This window comes from Rhizobium sp. BR 249, from assembly GCF_047445895.1.
Lineage (GTDB): Bacteria > Pseudomonadota > Alphaproteobacteria > Rhizobiales > Rhizobiaceae > Rhizobium.
Window position 1 is genome coordinate 1 of the sequence record NZ_JARWKX010000023.1, and the last position, 16,288, is coordinate 16,288.

The following is a 16,288-nucleotide window of genomic DNA, read 5'->3' on the forward strand; positions in this document are numbered from 1 at the left end:
AGGTCCTGCCTGCGAAGACCCATCATGCGGCGACCGTGTGTCGACCGCGCAGACAACCCTGCTCCCGGCGCTGGACAGCTTTGAAGACAACATCGCCCAAACATTCGAATCCCCCTCGCTACGCCGTCCCCAAAAGCGGCGTCGATGCCTGATGACAAAACAGCCTTGACTAAGGCAATGCGATTAGACAACCGCTGCACACTTTTGCTGGAATTGCTGTAGCGCGCAAGACCGGGCAGCGGCTACTGCTGGGCAGGGGCAGCCGGCGGAGTGGCCGGTGCGGGTGCCGGAGCAGGCGTTGCGCTGTTATCGGTCGGAGCCATCGGCGTGGCCGGCGCCGGCTCGGACTGGGTCGTGGAGGCCGTCGTATCCGGCGAAGTGCCCGGAGGTGTGCTGCTCCACTGCGAATAGGCGAATGCAGCAACAGCGATCACGGCCAATGCAGCAACCCAAACAACCCACGTATTGCTGTTGCGCGCCGTTGGCGTCGTGCGCAAGTCCAGATTCGGGTTCAGCGGGCGGTTCGGATCGTTGGCATTATTGGGGTCGTACGTCATGGTACTTTCTCCTCTTTCGGTGAGAGAGAAATGGCCGAGTGGGCATTTTGTTCCATTCTGGGGCCGAAGTGCTTGTGTTGGCGGGGTTTTTGGGGCTGGAGGGGCTCCTTGGGCGTCGGTGATATACTCCGGTATTGCCCTTCGCTTATGCTCCTGCCGTGCGGCCCCCTCATCTGCCTGCCGGCATCGACCGGGGCGAGCCACGGGTCTCGCCCGTCCTTCGGGCCCCCGCTGGGGAGAAGGGAATCGTGGCAGCGCCTCGGTCCCTCTGGAACTTTGGCTGTGTGAATGGCGGCCGTGCGGCTTGGTCCCTTCTCCCCAGCGGGGAGAAGGTGCCGGCAGGCAGATGAGGGGGGTGAGGAGCGCTAGCGACGATCGCCTTGAGCGGCAAGCGAAAGGCATCGCGGAGGATGACACCCGAAGAGACCACCGGGCTGTCACACACACAGCACAGCCGCCGTATAGACAGTCGTAACCGCAGCGTAAGCGTCGTCCTTGACAGGACGGGGTCTCTTTGCCAATGCTTTGGGTCTGGGGTCGCGATCACCCCACGAGGCGACATGCTGAAGAATCGCGTCCGGTAAAACCGATCAACGGAGGGACGCGTCATGCCGTCATTTCTCGAAATATCTCCCGACAAGCTCAACCGCCTCATCGGAACCCCCGGTGCGCCCTGTATCATCGACGTTCGCACCGACGAGGATTTCGCGCTCGATCCGCGCCTGGTGCCAGGCTCGATCCGGCACGGCCATGCCGACGTTGGTTCCTGGGCCGATAGCATCGATGCCGATGCCGTCGTCGTGGTTTGCCAAAGGGGCGCCAAGCTCAGCCATGGTGTCGCCGCCTATCTCAGGCATGCCGGGATCGAGGCCGAAACCCTCGAAGGCGGCTTCGAAGCCTGGGTCGCGGCGGGGCCTGTCGTGCCCGAGGCGAAGCTGCCGCGCCGCGATGCGCAGGGGCGCACCGTCTGGGTGACACGGGCGCGGCCGAAGATCGACCGCATCGCCTGCCCTTGGCTGATCCGGCGCTTCGTCGATCCCAACGCCGTCTTCCTGTTCGTGCCGGCGCCTGAAGTCATCGCCGTCGGCGAGCGCTTCGGGGCCGCGCCCTTCGATATCGAGGACGTGTTCTGGAGCCATCGCGGCGAGTTCTGCACCTTCGACGTGATGGTCGAGGAGTTCGGGCTGGCGTCCGAACCGCTCCTGCACCTCGCGAAGATCGTCAGGGCGGCGGATACCGCACGGCTCGATCTCGCGCCCGAGGCATCCGGCCTGCTTGCCGCCTCGCTCGGCCTTTCCAGGATGTATTCCGACGATCTGGAGCAGCTCGAGGCCGGCATGCTTCTCTACGATGCCTTCTTCCGCTGGTGCCGCGATGCGACCGAGGAAACCCACAACTGGCCCGCGCCGAAAAAGAGGGCGTGAGATGGTCGAGATGACGGAGAATGCGCCCGCCGGCCAGGCGGGGAAGAAGGATGCGGGCGAGGGGCATCATCACGGCGTCTCGTTCGGGGAGGCCTTCCGGGTGTGGCTGCGCGTCGCCGCCTTGAGCTTCGGCGGCCCGGCCGGCCAGATCGCCGTCATGCATCGGATCATCGTCGACGAGAAGCGGTGGATCGGCGAACACCGTTTCCTGCATGCGCTGAATTATTGCATGCTGCTTCCCGGCCCGGAGGCGCAGCAGCTCGCCGTCTATATCGGCTGGCTGATGCACCGCACATTGGGCGGCCTCGTCGCCGGCGTGCTCTTCGTGCTGCCGGGCTTCCTGTCGATCCTCGCCCTCAGCTATATCTATGCCGCTTACGGCAGTGTCGGCATCGTCGCCGGCCTGTTCTTCGGGCTGAAGGCGGCCGTGCTTGCCGTCGTCGTGCAGGCCGTCATCCGCATCGGCGGCCGGGCGCTCCGGAACCGCGTCATGCTGGCGATCGCGGCCGTGGCCTTCATCGCCATCTTCTTCTTTCATGTGCCGTTCCCGCTGATCGTGCTGGCTGCCGCCATCGGGGGTTTCTTCGGTGGCCGCTTCGGGCTCGAAGCCTTCAGCCCCGGCGGCGGCCACAAGGCCGCAAGCGGCGCGGTGCTGTCGGATTCCGACTCGGCGCTCGGCGAGGGCATACCTGATCATGCACGTCCCAATCTCGCCTGGTCGCTGCGCATCTCGGCGGCGCTGCTCGCCCTCTGGCTCGTGCCCGTCGCCCTACTTTACGCGGTCTTCGGGCCGGGCGACGTCTTCAGCCAGATCGGCCTGTTCTTCAGCAAGATGGCGGTCGTCACCTTCGGCGGGGCCTATGCCGCGCTCGCCTATGTCGCGCAGGAGGCCGTGCAGCATTTCGGCTGGCTGAAACCCGGCGAGATGCTCGATGGCCTCGGCATGGCCGAGACGACGCCGGGGCCGCTGATCATGGTGCTCCAGTTCGTCGGCTTCATGGGCGCCTTCCGCAATCCCGGCTCGCTCGATCCGATGCTGGCGGCCACGCTCGCCGCGATCCTGACGACCTGGGTAACGTTCGTGCCCTGTTTCCTCTGGATCTTCCTCGGCGCGCCCTTCATCGAAAAGCTGCGCGGCAATGTGGCGCTCGCCGGTGCGATGTCGGCGATCACGGCGGCGGTGGTGGGCGTCATTCTCAACCTCGCCATCTGGTTCGGCCTGCACACGCTGTTTGCCGAAGTCGCCACCGTCAGCCTCGGCAGCCTGCGGCTCGATGTTCCCGTGCTGCAATCGGCCGTGCCGGCGGCCATCGCGCTCTCGGCCGCCGCCGCCATCGCGATCTTCCGCTTCAAGACCTCCGTCATCACGACGCTCTTTGCCTGCGCGACCGCCGGCATGCTCTGGACGCTGGCGGTGAGCTAACCTTCCATGCCGTTCGCCGGGACGCGCGTCGCCAGGATCTTGTCGATGCGCATGCCATCCATGTCGATCACCTCGAAGCGCCAGTCTTCGAAGAGGAAGGTTTCGCCGGTTTCGGGGATGTGCTGGAGCTGGTGCAGCGCAAAGCCCGCAAGCGTGTGGAAATCGGCATCCGGGCGGTCCTTGAGGCCCAGCCGTTCGAAGGCGTCGAAGGCGGGCATCATCGCGTCGATCAGCAGCGAGCCGTCCTCGCGGACGATGATGTCGGGTTCCTCGTCGGCCCCCGGCAGATCGCCGGCGATGGCTTCCAGCAGGTCGGTCTGGGTGACGATGCCTTCGAGGCTGCCATATTCGTCGATGACGATGGCGAGGCGCACGGGCGAGGCCTTGAAGCTGTCGATCACCCGCACGACCTTGGTGCCCTCGTGCAGCACCAGCGGCTGCCTGATCACATCCATCGGCCGCACCTTGCCGCCGTCGAGCACCTGGTCGAGAAGATCCTTCTTCAACACCATGCCGATCGGCTCGTCGATCGAGCCGCGGGCGACCAGCAGCTGTTCATGGCCGCATTCGCGGATCGTCTTCAGGATCTCGGCCTCGCTGTCGTCGGCGTCGAACCATTCGATATCGAGGCGCGGCGTCATGATGTCGGAGATCGGCCGGTCGCCGATGTTGAACACCCGCTCGACGAGCTGCTGCTGCACCGGGTTCAACAGGCCGGCCTCCTGGCTCTCGGCGACGAGCAGCTTCAGCTCCTGCGGCGAATGGAAGGAGGATTCCCCGGTGCCGGCGCGAAGGCCGACGGCGCGCAGTACGAGATTGCCCATGCCGTTCAGCGTGAAGATCGCCGGCTTGAACAGCACCAGGAAAAGCCCGAGCGGGCGCACCACGGCAAGCGAGGTGGCTTCGCTGCGCTGGAGCGCCAGGCTTTTTGGCGCGAGTTCGCCGAGCACGATATGCAGCGCGGTGATGATGACGAAGGCAATGACGATAGCGACGGTATGGGCGCCCGTCGTCGCCCATTGCCCGGGCAGCCACGAGAGCAGGGGCTCGATCAGATGGGCAAGCGCCGGCTCGCCCACCCAGCCGAGGGCCAGCGAGGAGATGGTGATGCCGAGCTGGGTTGCCGCGAGATTGGCGTCGAGATTGTCGACGGCGCGCTGAAGGGCCTTGGCATTCATCCGGCCCGCCGCGACGAGCTCGGCGACACGGCTGCGCCTGACGGACACCATCGCAAATTCGGCGGCGACGAAAAAGCCATTGGCGGCCACGAGAAAAAACACGGCGAATATCCCGACATAGTCGAGGAGCCCACCCGCGGATTCGGACATGTTTTCCTTACCTCTGAATTGACGCGAGTCCGAAACTACACGCTGGTACAATGCTGGCAAGGCGCAGCCGGTATTCTTTCCTCCTGTGACGAGCACAGGAATGAGGGAGGAAAGATGGAGCCCGTTGGCCATCTCCAAGGTGAGGCGAGCGCGGTAGAATGGAAAAGCAACGCCGAGCGCGTGCTTCGCAAAGCGCTCTTTGGGCTGATTTATAAGTTTAATCTAAAATATAAACTTGGCTTCGCATGCCTCGGATTCCATTACGAAAGTTTAATTTAAATTTCAGTTTCGGTTCATGTTTTCGGGCCTAGTTTTATCCCGTGCCCCACACAAGGAACCCCAACATGAAAAAGATCTTTGCAGCTCTTCTTTCCGCCTCCTTCCTTCTTTCGCCGATCGTCGCCTCCCAGGCCAGCGCGGATGATTTTCGTCGGCCGCCTGTCGTCGAGAGGAAGGTGATCGTCAAGAAAACGGTCATCCGGTCGCACTGGAAGAAGGGTTATCGCGTCAATGCCAGCGAGCGCCGCCGGTTTCATGACGTCAATGATTACCGCCGCTACCGGCTGGCGCCTCCGCCGCGCGGCTATCACTGGGTCCGCGCCGACAACGACTTCCTGCTGATCGGTGTCGCCAGCGGGGTGATCTCCAGCATCATTGCCGGGCGCTGATTGGGAGTGGGTGAGGGCGGCGGAGGCCGCCCTTCGTTCGTTGATGAGCTTCGCTCTTACTCAACGTCATCCTCGGCCTTGTGCCGAGGATCTGCTGCCCTATCGACCGGAAGCAGATGCTCGGGACAAACCCGAGCATGACGAAAGAAGAGTTGGCGAACCTCGTCTGGTCGTGGCTGGTGTCGGCCAGTGTCTTACCGATTGTCCACCCTCCGGTCATTCCGTTTCCCGTCGGAAACATCTCCTCATCACCCCTGCCGGCGTGGCATCACCCGCTCCGCGACAATGCCGAGCAATCCCTTCGCCTTGCGCGCCGTTTCCTCCACACCCTCATGCGTCAGCGGATGCAGCCCCTCGATCGGCGGCAATGGATCGCATTCCTCGCAGATGCAGCGGTAGCGTTTGATTGCCGTCGCCTTCATGCCGCCTGCCTGTTCCAGCTGGCGAAGGGGTCGGGCAGGTTGCGCCAGCGCTCGGGGGTGAAGGCGTTGCTTTCCACCAGACAGGCGTCGAGTTCGCTTCTGATCCAGGCTTCGTCCATCGGATCGGCGCCGATGAAGACGATTTCCTGGCGGCGGTCGCCCCAGACGGGGTCGAGGTACGGGCTGATGGCATTGAGGAAGCCGGGTTCGTCGGGCCATTGCTCGCGGGGCACGGAAGCCCACCACAGGCCCATCTTGCCGGTGCGCACGATTGCGCCGGCCTGGCTGACCTCGCCGACATGGTGCGGCCGGGTCGCCAGCCAGAAGAAGCCCTTGGCGCGCACCACGCCCGGCCATGTCCTGTCGAGAAAGGCCTGGAGTTTCGCCGGATGGAAGGGCCGTTTCTCGCGATAGACGAAGGAGCGGATGCCGTATTCCTCGGTCTCCGGCACGTGGTCGCGGAAGCCGTGCAGCTCCTTGTACCAGAGCGGATGGGTCTCGGCCTTGTCGATATCGAAACGGCCGGTGCCGAGCACCTCCTTCAGCGCCACCTTGCCGAAATCGGCCTCGATCAGCTTCGCATCGGGGTTGAGGCCGATGATGATTTTCCGCGCGGCGTCGCGCTGTTCTTCGCTTGCCATGCCGATCTTGTTCAGCACCACGATATCGGCGAATTCGATCTGCTCGACCAGCAGGTCGACGATCGTCCTGTTGTCGCCGTCGCCGGCCGTTTCGCCGCGGTCGGCGAGGAAATCGGCAGAGGCATAGTCGGTCAGCAGATTGGCGGCGTCGACGACCGTCACCATCGTATCGAGCCTTGCGACGTCGGAAAGGCTCTGGCCCTTCTCGTCGCGGAATTCGAAGGTGGTGGCGACGGGCAGGGGCTCGGCGATGCCGGTGGATTCGATCAGCAGGTAATCGAAGCGGCCCTGATCGGCGAGGTCGCGCACCTCCTTCAACAGGTCGTCGCGCAGCGTGCAGCAGATGCAGCCATTGGTCATCTCGACCAGCTGTTCCTCGGTGCGCGAGAGATTGGCGCCGCCATCACGCACGAGACTGGCGTCGATGTTCACCTCGCTCATGTCGTTGACGATGACGGCGACGCGCAGGCCCTCGCGATTGGCGAGCACGTGGTTGAGCAGGGTCGTCTTGCCGGCGCCGAGAAAGCCGGAGAGCACCGTGACCGGAAGTCTGTTGTCCATGGGAACCTCATTGATATTAATGTTATATCATTACATTAATGGTGACGAAAAAAGGCGGAACGGGGTCATCCGCCTCTTTCCGCCTCAGCTCTTTCCAGTATGTCGCATGAATATCATGCGCTGGAGAGGCAAGCCTTCATGCTGTCGGCGATGCCGCGCATGAGGGTGAAGTAAAGATCGGGGCCGGCCTTGAGGGTTGCGGCTTCGGGGTCGAGCACGCCCGATTTGGCGCTCGTGCCCTCGATGACGACCTTGACGAGGCGCGGCTCGAATTGCGGTTCGGCAAAGACGCAGGTTGCGCCGAGTTCGCCGACCTTGCGGTGGATTTCCGAGACGCGCTCGGCACCGGGAATGGTTTCCGGGCTGACGGTGATCGAGCCGGCGACGCGGATGCCGTAGCGGTGCTCGAAATACTGATAGGCGTCGTGGAAGACGACGAAGGGCTTGTCCTTGACGGGGGCGACGGTGGCGGCGATCTCCTCGTCCAGCGCCGTCAGCTTATCGTCCAGCGCCTTGGCATTGGCCTGATAGGTCAGCGCATTGGCGGGGTCGGCGGCGACCAGCGTCGTGGTGATGACGGTGGCCATCGCCTTGGCATTCATCGGGTCGAGCCAGAGATGCGTGTCGAAGGCGCCGTGGCCGTGCTCTTCATGATCATCGCGATGTGCATGCTCACCATCATGTGCTTGCTCAGCCGCATGATCGTGGTCATCGGCGGAAGCGCTTTCATGGTCCCCGTCGTCATGCGCCTCGAAGGCGCCGCCTTCGCGGAAGGGCAGCTTGGTCAGGCCGGGCGCATTGTCGAGCTCGACGACGCTGGCATTCGAGCCCAAAGCTTCGAGCGGTTTTTCGAGGAAAGCCTCCAGGTTCGGGCCGACCCAGAAGACGACCTTGGCATCCTGCAGCGCCCGCGCATTCGAGGGTTTCATGCTGTAGGTGTGCGGGGAGGCAGCGCCGTCGACGATCAGTTCCGGCTCGCCCACACCCTGCATGATCGCCGAAACCAGCGAATGGATCGGCTTGATCGAGGTGACGACGACGGGTGCATCGGCCGCCCGCATCGCGCCGGCAAAAAGCAAAGCGGGGATCGCAAGAGCCGGAATGGCGAGGGCGGCCGGAATTCTGAGGGCCAGGCTGTTCAGAGCAGGCCCCAAGGCGCGTTTCATCATATGCTCCGCTTGAATTGCAAATGTTATGTTATTACATCAATTGCGTTATGCTATAACGTGTGCAATAGCAGGATGCAACAGCGCTGTCGGAAAATTTGATGCTCTCTCCCGCACATGCCAAGGGCGAACGGCTGGTTTCGCTCGAGAATGTCGGCGTCCTGCGCGGCGGCCGCTGGCTGGTGCGCGGCGTCGAATTTTCCGTTTCGCGCGGCGAGATCGTCACGCTGATCGGGCCGAACGGCTCGGGCAAATCGACGAGCGCCAAGGCCGCGATCGGTGTGCTGAAGCCTGATGAGGGCAGGGTGGAGCGGCTCTCCGGCCTCAACGTCGGCTATGTCCCGCAGAAGCTTTCGATCGACTGGACGCTGCCGCTGACGGTGCGCCGGCTGATGACGCTGACCGGGCCGCTGCCGGAGCGCGACATGCAGGCCGCACTCGAAGCTGCCGGCATCGCCCATATGATCGGCGCCGAGGTGCAGCACCTTTCCGGCGGCGAGTTCCAGCGGGCGCTGATGGCGCGCGCCATTGCCCGCAAGCCCGACCTGCTGGTGCTCGACGAGCCGGTGCAGGGGGTGGATTTCTCCGGCGAGATCGCGCTTTACGACCTCATCAAATCGATCCGCAATGCCAGCGGCTGCGGCATCCTGCTCATCTCGCACGATCTCCACGTCGTCATGGCCGAGACCGATACGGTGATCTGCCTCAACGGCCACGTCTGCTGCCGCGGCACGCCCGAGGCCGTCAGCCGCAGCCCGGAGTATGTGCGCCTTTTCGGCAGCCGGGCGGCCCAGACGCTCGCCGTCTACAGCCATCACCACGATCATACGCACCTGCCGGATGGGCGCGTGCAACACGCCGACGGCACGGTGACGGATCATTGTCATCCCGAAGATGGGCATCACGCTCATGGTGCCCATGAGCACGCTCATGCCGCGCATGAGCACGGGCATGATCACGCACATGGGTCTCATGAGCACGCCCATGACGATCATCATGGGCACGATCATGCGCATGAACACGCCCATTCCCGCAGCGGGGAGGGCCGCCATGCTTGACGATTTTTTCGTGCGCGCCATCCTTGCCGGCGTCGGGCTGGCACTGACGACGGGGCCGCTCGGCTGCTTCATCATCTGGCGGCGCATGGCCTATTTCGGCGATACGATCGCCCATTCGGCGCTGCTTGGCGTTGCATTGTCGCTGCTCTTCGAACTCAACCTGACGCTGGCGGTCTTCGCCGTCGCCGCGCTCGTCTCCGTGCTCTTGCTCTTCCTGCAGAAGCGCCAGGCGCTGTCGGCCGATGCGCTGCTCGGCATCCTTTCGCATGCCACGCTGGCGATCGGTCTCGTCATGGTCGCTTTCATGAGTTGGGTCCGGATCGATCTCATCGCCTTCCTGTTCGGCGATATCCTTGCGGTGTCTGCATCTGATATCGCCCTGATCTGGGGCGGCGGGCTCTTCGTACTCGCCGCCATCGCTTGGCTCTGGCGGCCGCTGCTGGCGGCCACCGTCAATGCCGAACTGGCCGAGGCCGAGGGGCTGCGGCCCGAGCGGGCGCGGCTGTTCTTCATGCTGCTGATGGCCGTCGTCATCGCGATTGCCATGAAGATCGTCGGCATCATGCTGATCACCTCGCTGCTGATCATACCGGCAGCGGCGGCACGCCGTTTCTCGGTCACGCCGGAGATCATGGCCGTGCTCGCCTCGCTGATCGGGGCGGCCGCCGTCGTCGGCGGGCTGTTCGGCTCGCTCACCTACGACACGCCGTCCGGCCCGTCGATCGTGGTCGCGGCGCTGATCCTCTTCATTCTCAGCCTGCTCCCCGTCAGGCGCCGCGCGGTCACGCAAGGACAAGGCTCATGACGACACCGCAACTCACCAAGAACCAGTCGCTCGTTTTCGACGTGCTCGAAAAGGCCGAGGGGCCGCTCAGCGCCTATACCATCCTCGACAAGCTGCGCGATCACGGTTTTCGCGCGCCGCTGCAGGTCTACCGGGCGCTGGAAAAGCTGCTCGAATACGGCGTCGTCCACCGGCTCGAAAGCATCAATTCCTTCGTCGCCTGCGCCCATCCCGGCGAAAACTGCCACAGCCACGGCATCGTCGCCTTCGCCATTTGCGAAAGCTGCGGCCAGGTGATGGAATTCCACGACCACGAGGTCGACCACCGGCTGATGGCCTGGGTGCGCGGGCAGAAGTTCAAGCCCGAGAAAACCACGATCGAGATCCGCGGATTGTGCGAGGCCTGCGCGGCGTAAGCGGAGGAGTGTCGCCTAGGGGCGGGAAGGATGGAGAGGGTGTATCGTGTGGCACCCCCCTCTGTCCTGCCGGACATCTCCCCCACAGGTGGGGAGATTGGCTGGAAGCGCCGCTTTCCCCAAACAACTAAGCATTGTGATTGTCGCTACCGTTAGAGAGGGAGCGATGGTCAAGCTTCTTGCCAATCTCCACCCTTGTGGGGGAGATGCCCGGCAGGGCAGAGGGGGTGCCCCGAGCACTGCCTGTAACGCGAAGCATCGGCGTACGGCCGCCCTCCAGAACAGGCAAAACCAGGTGCAACGGCAGTAAATTCGACGACGAATTGTACGCCCCCCAAGCGCTGCCCGACCCGTGCAGGATGTAAGAATCAGAAATACTTTGTGACTAAGTTACTACAAAAGCTTCACTTTTCGACTTGCGAGGAAAGTAGAGATGACGGATATTGCTCGCATGTTGAGGACGCTGTCATGATCCGAATGATAGAAAACCCGGCCGAGCTCGCCGGGGAAGACATCACTGGCAAATATATTCTCCGCAGGCTCAATTATCATTGGTTCGCTTATGGCAAAGCGGCCATCGTGACCGCGTGCAAGGGGACGATCCTCCATCTCGAACGGGAAGAGACGGTCCATTCCGAGCGTTGGGGCCGCCGCGCCTATACCGGGACCGGCAAGCGTTATCCCGGTGGCATTTGTCCCATCTCGGCGGTCGCCTGTGTTTGCGATACGCCCGACGACGTCAACGCCGTCATTCAGCTCGATGTCGAGGCGCAGGACGAATTCTATCAGCTGATCGCCAAGACGGAAGCCAGAGTTCGGGCGCTTGCCGCTTCTTCCGGGCAGAGCCAGTTTCTGGAGGCCGCCGAGTAGGGCGGCTCATCGACCGCTCGAACAATGCGTTGTCGGGCGCGTTTCACCTTCTAAATTCAGCGGGGGGCTGCTGGGCATCGGTCTGAAAATCGGCATCGATTTTCGGGCCGATGCGCGCTCGTGAGGATGCACGACGCTCCAGGCTTGGGAGCGGAGAATGGCCATGACACAGCTGAAAACCGGACCCGGCCGCGCATTGGCGCCATCGCTCGGGTCGCTTGGCATCACCATCATCGTCATGTTCGCGGCGCTGTTCTGGCCGGCCGGCACGCTCGACTGGCCGCGCGGCTGGATGTTCCTCGGCCTGTTTCTCGCACTGACGGCGATCGCGATCCTCTGGATCTGGCGGACGAATCCGGAGCTGTTTGCGGCGCGCAGCCGCTATCAGAAAGGCACGAAGGCCTGGGATGCCGTGGTCGCGACGCTGACGATCATCCTCTTCGCCGCCATTCTTCCGGTCGGCGCCTTCGACGACGGCCGCTTTCATTGGGCGCCGCAGCCAGACTGGGTCGTTGTCATCGGCTATGTCCTGATGACGTCAGGCTATCTCGGCCTTACCTGGGCGCAGTCGGTCAACCGGCATTTCGAGCCGACGGTGCGCATCCAGACCGACTGCGATCGCAAGGTCATCGACACCGGCCCCTATGCCACCATCCGCCACCCGGGATACGCATTCGCCATCGTGCTTGCCGCCGGCATGGCGCTGTCGCTCGGCTCGCTCTACGCGCTGATCCCCGTGGGGCTGCTGGTGGTCACGCTGTTCGGCCGGACGCTGGGAGAGGAGGCGGAGTTGAGCAAGGGGCTTGCGGGATATGCGGAGTATATGGCGCGGGTGCGCTGGCGGTGGGTTCCGGGCGTTTGGTGAGGGCGAGACTTCGCTTCTTTTCTTTACAGGTGTGCCGTGTGGCCCCCCCTCTGCCCTGCCGGGCATCTCCCCCACAAGGGTGGAGATCAGCAGGAGGCTTGCGCTTCCTACACATCTGCCGTTCCTCTTTGCTGAACCTTGGTTGTTTGGGGAAGCCATTGCGCCCAGCCAATCTCCCTCCTTGTGGGGGAGATGCCCGGCAGGGCAGAGGGGGGTGCCACACGGCACACCATCACCTCTCTTCGGCCTCATTCACCCAATCACCTTAAGATCCCGCGCAAACCGCTGCCAATTCGCCACATAATTTTCCGCCGAGCGGCGAATACCTTCCACCGCCTTCTCATCCAGCACCCGCACCACGCGGGCGGGAGCGCCGACGATCAGGGAATTGTCGGGGAATTCCTTGCCCTCCGTCACCAGCGCATTGGCGCCCACCAGGCAGTTGTTGCCGATTTTCGCGCCGTTCAGGATGGTGGCGCCCATGCCGATCAGCACGTTGTCGCCGAGCGTGCAGCCGTGAAGGATGGCGTGGTGGCCGATGGTGCAGCCTTTGCCCGTCGTCAGCGGAAAGCCCATGTCGGTATGGGCCATGACGCCTTCCTGGATGTTGGTGCCGGCGCCGATGGTGATCCTCTCATTGTCGCCGCGCAGCACCGAGCCGAACCAGATGCCGACATTCTCGCCGAGTTCGATGTCGCCGATCACATGCGCATCCGGCGCGATCCAGTGGAGGCCGGCGGGCGGCAGCTTCGGGGTCAGTCCGTCAAGCGCGTAAACGGGCATGGGCCTCTCCTCAGACGATGTCGACCGACAGCGTCGCGACGCCGTCGATGCCGCAGGTGATCCGGTCGCCCCTCGCAACCGCGCCGACGCCGGCGGGCGTGCCGGTCATGATTACGTCACCGGGCGCCAGCACGAAGAGCTTCGACAGTTCGGCGATGATCTCCGGCACCTTCCAGATCATCTGGTTGAGGTCGCCGTCCTGGGCGCGCCTGCCGTTCTGCTCCAGCCAGATCCGGCCGTTTGCGGGATGGCCGAGGCGGCTTGCCGGCACGATCGCCGAGACGGGGGCGGAATGTTCGAAGGCCTTGGCGAGCTCCCAGGGGCGGCCGAGCTTCTTGGCTTCTCCCTGCAGGTCGCGGCGGGTGAAATCGATGCCGACGGCATAGCCGTAAATGCAGTCGAGCGCATCCTCGGCCTTGATGCCCGCGCCGCCCGATTTCAGCGCCAGCACGCATTCCACCTCGTAATGCACGTCTGATGACAGCGGCGGATAGGGGAAGGCGTTGCCGGCCGGCAGCAGATTGTCGGCGTTCTTCTGGAAGAAGAAGGGCGGCTCACGCGAGGGATCATGGCCCATCTCGATCGCGTGATCGGCATAATTGCGACCGACGCAATAGACGCGGCGCACCGGGAAGCGCTCATCGCTGCCTTCGACCGGCAGCAGAACCGGCGCGGGACGCGGAATGACGGTGGTGGGATGGGGCATGGCGGGCCTTCCTGTTCAACGAGTCTTTGGGCTCATCTTAGAGCATGTCGCGCAAAAGTGTGCGGCGGTTTTGCGATAACGACATGCGTAGCAACAAAGACCTAAAGCGCAAGGAGCGAATCTGAAAGATCGCGACGCGCTTTAGACGGAAAACAGTGCGGCGGGGAAGCGTGCTTGGCGGATTGACGCTGTTGCCGGCGGGCGATAACTTCCGTCCATGAGCAGGATTTTCGCAGTCTCCACGATGTCTACGACCACCGTTTGGCGGTGGGTGGCAGACGCGTGAACTGAATTCCGTTCATTGCAGAAGACACCAACCCGCCGGAAACGAGCGGGTTTTTTGTTGCCGCTCGTCTCCCGCATTCGAGGACGAGAACATGGACGATATCGAGAAACAGATTGTTGCCGAGCGGGCGCTTGCCGCCGCCCGCCGCTCTCTCGCCAGCCGCTATGCCGGGGCCGCCTTCGCCTATGTCTCCGGCTCCATCATGCGCGGCGAGGGGACCGGGTTTTCGGATATCGATCTCGTCGTCGTCTTCCCGTCGCTCGACAGGGCCTGGCGGGAGTCCTTCACCGAAGACGGTTTTCCGGTCGAGGCCTTCGTCCACGATCCGCAGACGCTGGCGCATTATCTCCATCAGGATGCGGAGAGCGGTTGTCCGGTCATGGTCAACATGGTTGCGACGGGCAGCATCGTCGGGCCTGACATCGAGCGTGCGCGCCTCATCCAGGCGAAGGTGGCGAGCGTTCTTGCCGCAGGGCCGAAGCCTCTCGGTGGCCCGAGCTACGACATGCTGCGCTATCACGTCACCGATCTCGCCGACGACCTGCGCGGCCACCGCCCACCCGAAGAGATCGCCGCCATCGCGGCGGCTCTCCACCAGAAGCTCGCCGACCTGATGCTGCTCGGACGCGGCGCATGGGCCGGCCGCGGCAAGTGGGCGCCGCGTGTTCTGAGGGAGCTCGATGTGGAACTGGCGACGGAATTCGATGCCGCGTTCAGGCTGGCGGCGCAGGGTGACGGCGGCCGATTTCTTGCCTTGGCCGATCGAGAGCTTGCCTTGCATGGCGGCCGCTTTTTCGACGGCTTCAGGCAGGAGGCTCCGCTGGAGGCGCGGCGGCTGGAATAGGTGCGAGTGGGAGAATGCCGCGTTCCAGCGAGAGGTGACGAGCAAGTGCGAGAACGTCGCTCCAAACTCCCTCATTCCTGTGCCCGTCACAGGAATCCAGCCACGGCGCGTCTGCGCCGTGAATGACTCAATTGGGAATGAAGAGAGTCTCCCGCGCCCAAGGACTTGGGCGCGCTGGATCCCTGTGACAAGCACAGGGATGAGGAGAGGTTGGTGGATCAGGTGCGGGTGTCCTACGGTGAGGGAACGATCAAGGACGTTACGGTCAACATCAATGTAATAAAGAAATAGAGTCAGGCCGTTCCCAAACTATTTCCAGCCGGTCATTCTCATCGGCAAACGAGGCGATGGCGCGTCCGCGGGTGCGCTGTCGCCATCACTCCATGCCTGCCGTCTATCCTAGCCCAGCGCACCTTGCTCCGCGCAAATCCTGTCGATCAGCGCATCCAGCTCCCCCTTCGGCGGACGGCTCTTCGCCAGGCGCTGCTTGAGGTGCATGATCGAGTCGGCGAGGATTTCGTCCAGGCTCTCGGTGCAGGTGAAATCGCCGGCCACGCGCTTGACCTTGGAATTGTCGAAAATAGCAGTCCATGCCTTGTCGCCGAGGAGGGGGCCGATCCATTCCGGATTGTACTTGATCAGCGTGTCCGTCGGCACGTGGACGATCTTGGCTTCCACGCCCAGCAATCTTGCGATCGTCTTCTGGATATCGTTCCAGATATGGGCGCGGTCGGAGGTGATGTGGAAAATCTCTTTCAGCGCCGCCTGTTTGCCGAAAAGGCCGACGAAGGGCACGGCGAAATCGACCGAGCGGGTGAGCGTCCAGGGAGTGTGGCCGTCGCCGGCCACGATGATGGGCTCGCCGTCCAGCATGCGTCTCGCCATGATGTCGCTGTCGCCCATCATGATCGGCAGGCCGGTGCGGACGGTGTGGCTGGGGCGGATGATCGTCCAGGCGAGATTGCCGGATTTCTTCAGCAGTTCCTCGCAGGCGATCTTGGCCTGGCTGTAGGGCCAGTAGGGATTGATCGCCGGCGTCTCCTCCGTGATCACGTAATGACGCGGCGGTTTTTCATAGACCGAGGCCGAGGAGATGAAGATGTACTGGCCGCAATTGCCCGAGAAGACCTCGATGTCGCGCGCCACCTGGTCTGGGGTGAAGGCGATGAACTGGCAGACGACATCATAATTGGCCCTGGCGAGATCGGCATAGGCGTCCGATCCGAGCTCCCCGACGATCGAGGTCGTCCCGGCGGGCAAGGCGGCGCTTCTCAGGCCGCGATTGAAGACGCTGACATGGTGGCCCTCGGCAACGGCGCGTTCGACGCATGGATGGGAGATTTGGCCGGTGCCGCCAATGAAGAGAACTTTCAAAGCCATGGAGTGACCTCGGGGTCTATGGGCGGGAGTTCTGACCACTCTTCATAGCGCGAAAGAAGGTGGTCGTCTCCCGCAATTCTCCGCCGAGGGCCTGGGAATGAGCGGC

General features: G+C 63.4%; 17 protein-coding genes. 9 read left to right on the forward strand and 8 right to left on the reverse strand.

Annotated elements, in window-relative coordinates; all coding sequences use genetic code 11:
- Positions 1-242 precede the first annotated feature (242 nt).
- Positions 243-557, reverse strand: coding sequence for a hypothetical protein (locus QD408_RS20380; RefSeq protein ID WP_088683315.1), 315 nt, complete (start codon positions 555-557; stop codon positions 243-245).
- A gap of 608 nt (positions 558-1,165) precedes the next feature.
- On the opposite strand from QD408_RS20380, the gene QD408_RS20385 reads away from it, so the two are divergent.
- Positions 1,166-1,981: a chromate resistance protein ChrB domain-containing protein gene (locus tag QD408_RS20385; protein WP_414140542.1), complete on the forward strand. Its 816-nt coding sequence runs from the start codon at positions 1,166-1,168 to the stop codon at positions 1,979-1,981.
- 1 nt (position 1,982) lies between these two features.
- Positions 1,983-3,404, forward strand: a complete 1,422-nt coding sequence (gene chrA / locus QD408_RS20390; RefSeq protein WP_414140543.1) for a chromate efflux transporter — start codon at positions 1,983-1,985, stop codon at positions 3,402-3,404.
- On the opposite strand, the gene QD408_RS20395 is transcribed toward chrA, so the two are convergent.
- Positions 3,401-4,732, reverse strand: a complete 1,332-nt coding sequence (locus tag QD408_RS20395) for a hemolysin family protein (protein ID WP_088683318.1) — start codon at positions 4,730-4,732, stop codon at positions 3,401-3,403. The two genes, chrA and QD408_RS20395, sit on opposite strands and share 4 nt — an antisense overlap.
- Positions 4,733-5,076: 344 nt before the next feature.
- On the opposite strand from QD408_RS20395, the gene QD408_RS20400 reads away from it, so the two are divergent.
- Entirely contained in the window at positions 5,077-5,400 is a 324-nt protein-coding gene (locus tag QD408_RS20400; protein ID WP_414140544.1) for an RcnB family protein, read from the forward strand.
- 248 nt (positions 5,401-5,648) lie between these two features.
- Here QD408_RS20400 and QD408_RS20405 read toward each other — a convergent pair whose 3' ends face one another.
- The 3 genes from QD408_RS20405 to znuA form a co-directional block, all read right to left on the reverse strand.
- Positions 5,649-5,822 (reverse strand): hypothetical protein, encoded by a 174-nt coding sequence (locus QD408_RS20405; RefSeq protein WP_414140545.1) that lies wholly within the window; start codon positions 5,820-5,822, stop codon positions 5,649-5,651.
- Positions 5,819-7,024, reverse strand: coding sequence for a zinc metallochaperone GTPase ZigA (gene zigA / locus QD408_RS20410; protein WP_414140546.1), 1,206 nt, complete (start codon positions 7,022-7,024; stop codon positions 5,819-5,821). The genes QD408_RS20405 and zigA overlap by 4 nt, the downstream gene beginning before the upstream one ends.
- A 113-nt stretch (positions 7,025-7,137) precedes the next feature.
- On the reverse strand, positions 7,138-8,190 hold the full coding sequence (gene znuA / locus QD408_RS20415; RefSeq protein ID WP_414140547.1) for a zinc ABC transporter substrate-binding protein ZnuA: 1,053 nt from the start codon (positions 8,188-8,190) through the stop codon (positions 7,138-7,140).
- 101 nt (positions 8,191-8,291) lie between these two features.
- Here znuA and QD408_RS20420 point away from each other — a divergent pair, with 101 nt between their 5' ends.
- The 5 genes from QD408_RS20420 to QD408_RS20440 all read left to right on the forward strand — a co-directional run bounded on the left by QD408_RS20420 (position 8,292) and on the right by QD408_RS20440 (position 12,183).
- Positions 8,292-9,248, forward strand: a complete 957-nt coding sequence (locus QD408_RS20420; RefSeq protein WP_414140548.1) for an ATP-binding cassette domain-containing protein — start codon at positions 8,292-8,294, stop codon at positions 9,246-9,248.
- Complete coding sequence (gene znuB, locus QD408_RS20425) at positions 9,241-10,053, forward strand: zinc ABC transporter permease subunit ZnuB (RefSeq protein ID WP_414140549.1); 813 nt, start codon at positions 9,241-9,243, stop codon at positions 10,051-10,053. The genes QD408_RS20420 and znuB overlap by 8 nt, the downstream gene beginning before the upstream one ends.
- Positions 10,050-10,448: a Fur family transcriptional regulator gene (locus QD408_RS20430; RefSeq protein ID WP_004679676.1), complete on the forward strand. Its 399-nt coding sequence runs from the start codon at positions 10,050-10,052 to the stop codon at positions 10,446-10,448. The genes znuB and QD408_RS20430 overlap by 4 nt, the downstream gene beginning before the upstream one ends.
- 468 nt (positions 10,449-10,916) lie before the next feature.
- A complete protein-coding gene (locus tag QD408_RS20435; protein ID WP_088685339.1) occupies positions 10,917-11,318 on the forward strand; it encodes a hypothetical protein in 402 nt (133 codons plus the stop codon).
- A gap of 163 nt (positions 11,319-11,481) precedes the next feature.
- On the forward strand, positions 11,482-12,183 hold the full coding sequence (locus QD408_RS20440; protein WP_414140550.1) for an isoprenylcysteine carboxylmethyltransferase family protein: 702 nt from the start codon (positions 11,482-11,484) through the stop codon (positions 12,181-12,183).
- Positions 12,184-12,435: 252 nt separating this feature from the next.
- Here the strand turns inward: QD408_RS20440 and QD408_RS20445 are convergent, their stop codons facing one another.
- Both QD408_RS20445 and QD408_RS20450 read right to left on the reverse strand, forming a co-directional pair.
- Complete coding sequence (locus QD408_RS20445) at positions 12,436-12,966, reverse strand: gamma carbonic anhydrase family protein (protein WP_414140551.1); 531 nt, start codon at positions 12,964-12,966, stop codon at positions 12,436-12,438.
- A gap of 10 nt (positions 12,967-12,976) precedes the next feature.
- Positions 12,977-13,672, reverse strand: coding sequence for a fumarylacetoacetate hydrolase family protein (locus QD408_RS20450; RefSeq protein ID WP_414140552.1), 696 nt, complete (start codon positions 13,670-13,672; stop codon positions 12,977-12,979).
- Between the two features lie 377 nt (positions 13,673-14,049).
- On the opposite strand from QD408_RS20450, the gene QD408_RS20455 reads away from it, so the two are divergent.
- Complete coding sequence (locus tag QD408_RS20455; RefSeq protein WP_414140553.1) at positions 14,050-14,802, forward strand: nucleotidyltransferase domain-containing protein; 753 nt, start codon at positions 14,050-14,052, stop codon at positions 14,800-14,802.
- Positions 14,803-15,201: 399 nt separating this feature from the next.
- Here QD408_RS20455 and QD408_RS20460 read toward each other — a convergent pair whose 3' ends face one another.
- Positions 15,202-16,182 carry an SDR family oxidoreductase gene (locus QD408_RS20460; protein WP_414140554.1) on the reverse strand — a complete coding sequence of 327 codons (981 nt, stop codon included), beginning with the start codon at positions 16,180-16,182 and terminating at the stop codon, positions 15,202-15,204.
- Between the last annotated feature and the right edge of the window lie 106 nt (positions 16,183-16,288).

What these genes read in the sequence shown, in the direction of transcription:
- QD408_RS20450 (WP_414140552.1), bottom strand. Translation starts at nt 13,672, where the DNA reads ATGCCCCATCCCACCACCGTCATTCCGCGTCCCGCGCCGGTTCTGCTG.
- znuB (WP_414140549.1), top strand. Translation starts at nt 9,241, where the DNA reads ATGCTTGACGATTTTTTCGTGCGCGCCATCCTTGCCGGCGTCGGGCTG.
- chrA (WP_414140543.1), top strand. Translation starts at nt 1,983, where the DNA reads ATGGTCGAGATGACGGAGAATGCGCCCGCCGGCCAGGCGGGGAAGAAG.
- QD408_RS20435 (WP_088685339.1), top strand. Translation starts at nt 10,917, where the DNA reads ATGATCCGAATGATAGAAAACCCGGCCGAGCTCGCCGGGGAAGACATC.
- QD408_RS20400 (WP_414140544.1), top strand. Translation starts at nt 5,077, where the DNA reads ATGAAAAAGATCTTTGCAGCTCTTCTTTCCGCCTCCTTCCTTCTTTCG.
- zigA (WP_414140546.1), bottom strand. Translation starts at nt 7,024, where the DNA reads ATGGACAACAGACTTCCGGTCACGGTGCTCTCCGGCTTTCTCGGCGCC.
- QD408_RS20405 (WP_414140545.1), bottom strand. Translation starts at nt 5,822, where the DNA reads ATGAAGGCGACGGCAATCAAACGCTACCGCTGCATCTGCGAGGAATGC.
- QD408_RS20445 (WP_414140551.1), bottom strand. Translation starts at nt 12,966, where the DNA reads ATGCCCGTTTACGCGCTTGACGGACTGACCCCGAAGCTGCCGCCCGCC.
- QD408_RS20460 (WP_414140554.1), bottom strand. Translation starts at nt 16,182, where the DNA reads ATGGCTTTGAAAGTTCTCTTCATTGGCGGCACCGGCCAAATCTCCCAT.
- QD408_RS20455 (WP_414140553.1), top strand. Translation starts at nt 14,050, where the DNA reads ATGGACGATATCGAGAAACAGATTGTTGCCGAGCGGGCGCTTGCCGCC.
- QD408_RS20385 (WP_414140542.1), top strand. Translation starts at nt 1,166, where the DNA reads ATGCCGTCATTTCTCGAAATATCTCCCGACAAGCTCAACCGCCTCATC.
- QD408_RS20430 (WP_004679676.1), top strand. Translation starts at nt 10,050, where the DNA reads ATGACGACACCGCAACTCACCAAGAACCAGTCGCTCGTTTTCGACGTG.
- QD408_RS20380 (WP_088683315.1), bottom strand. Translation starts at nt 557, where the DNA reads ATGACGTACGACCCCAATAATGCCAACGATCCGAACCGCCCGCTGAAC.
- znuA (WP_414140547.1), bottom strand. Translation starts at nt 8,190, where the DNA reads ATGAAACGCGCCTTGGGGCCTGCTCTGAACAGCCTGGCCCTCAGAATT.
- QD408_RS20420 (WP_414140548.1), top strand. Translation starts at nt 8,292, where the DNA reads ATGCTCTCTCCCGCACATGCCAAGGGCGAACGGCTGGTTTCGCTCGAG.
- QD408_RS20395 (WP_088683318.1), bottom strand. Translation starts at nt 4,732, where the DNA reads ATGTCCGAATCCGCGGGTGGGCTCCTCGACTATGTCGGGATATTCGCC.
- QD408_RS20440 (WP_414140550.1), top strand. Translation starts at nt 11,482, where the DNA reads ATGACACAGCTGAAAACCGGACCCGGCCGCGCATTGGCGCCATCGCTC.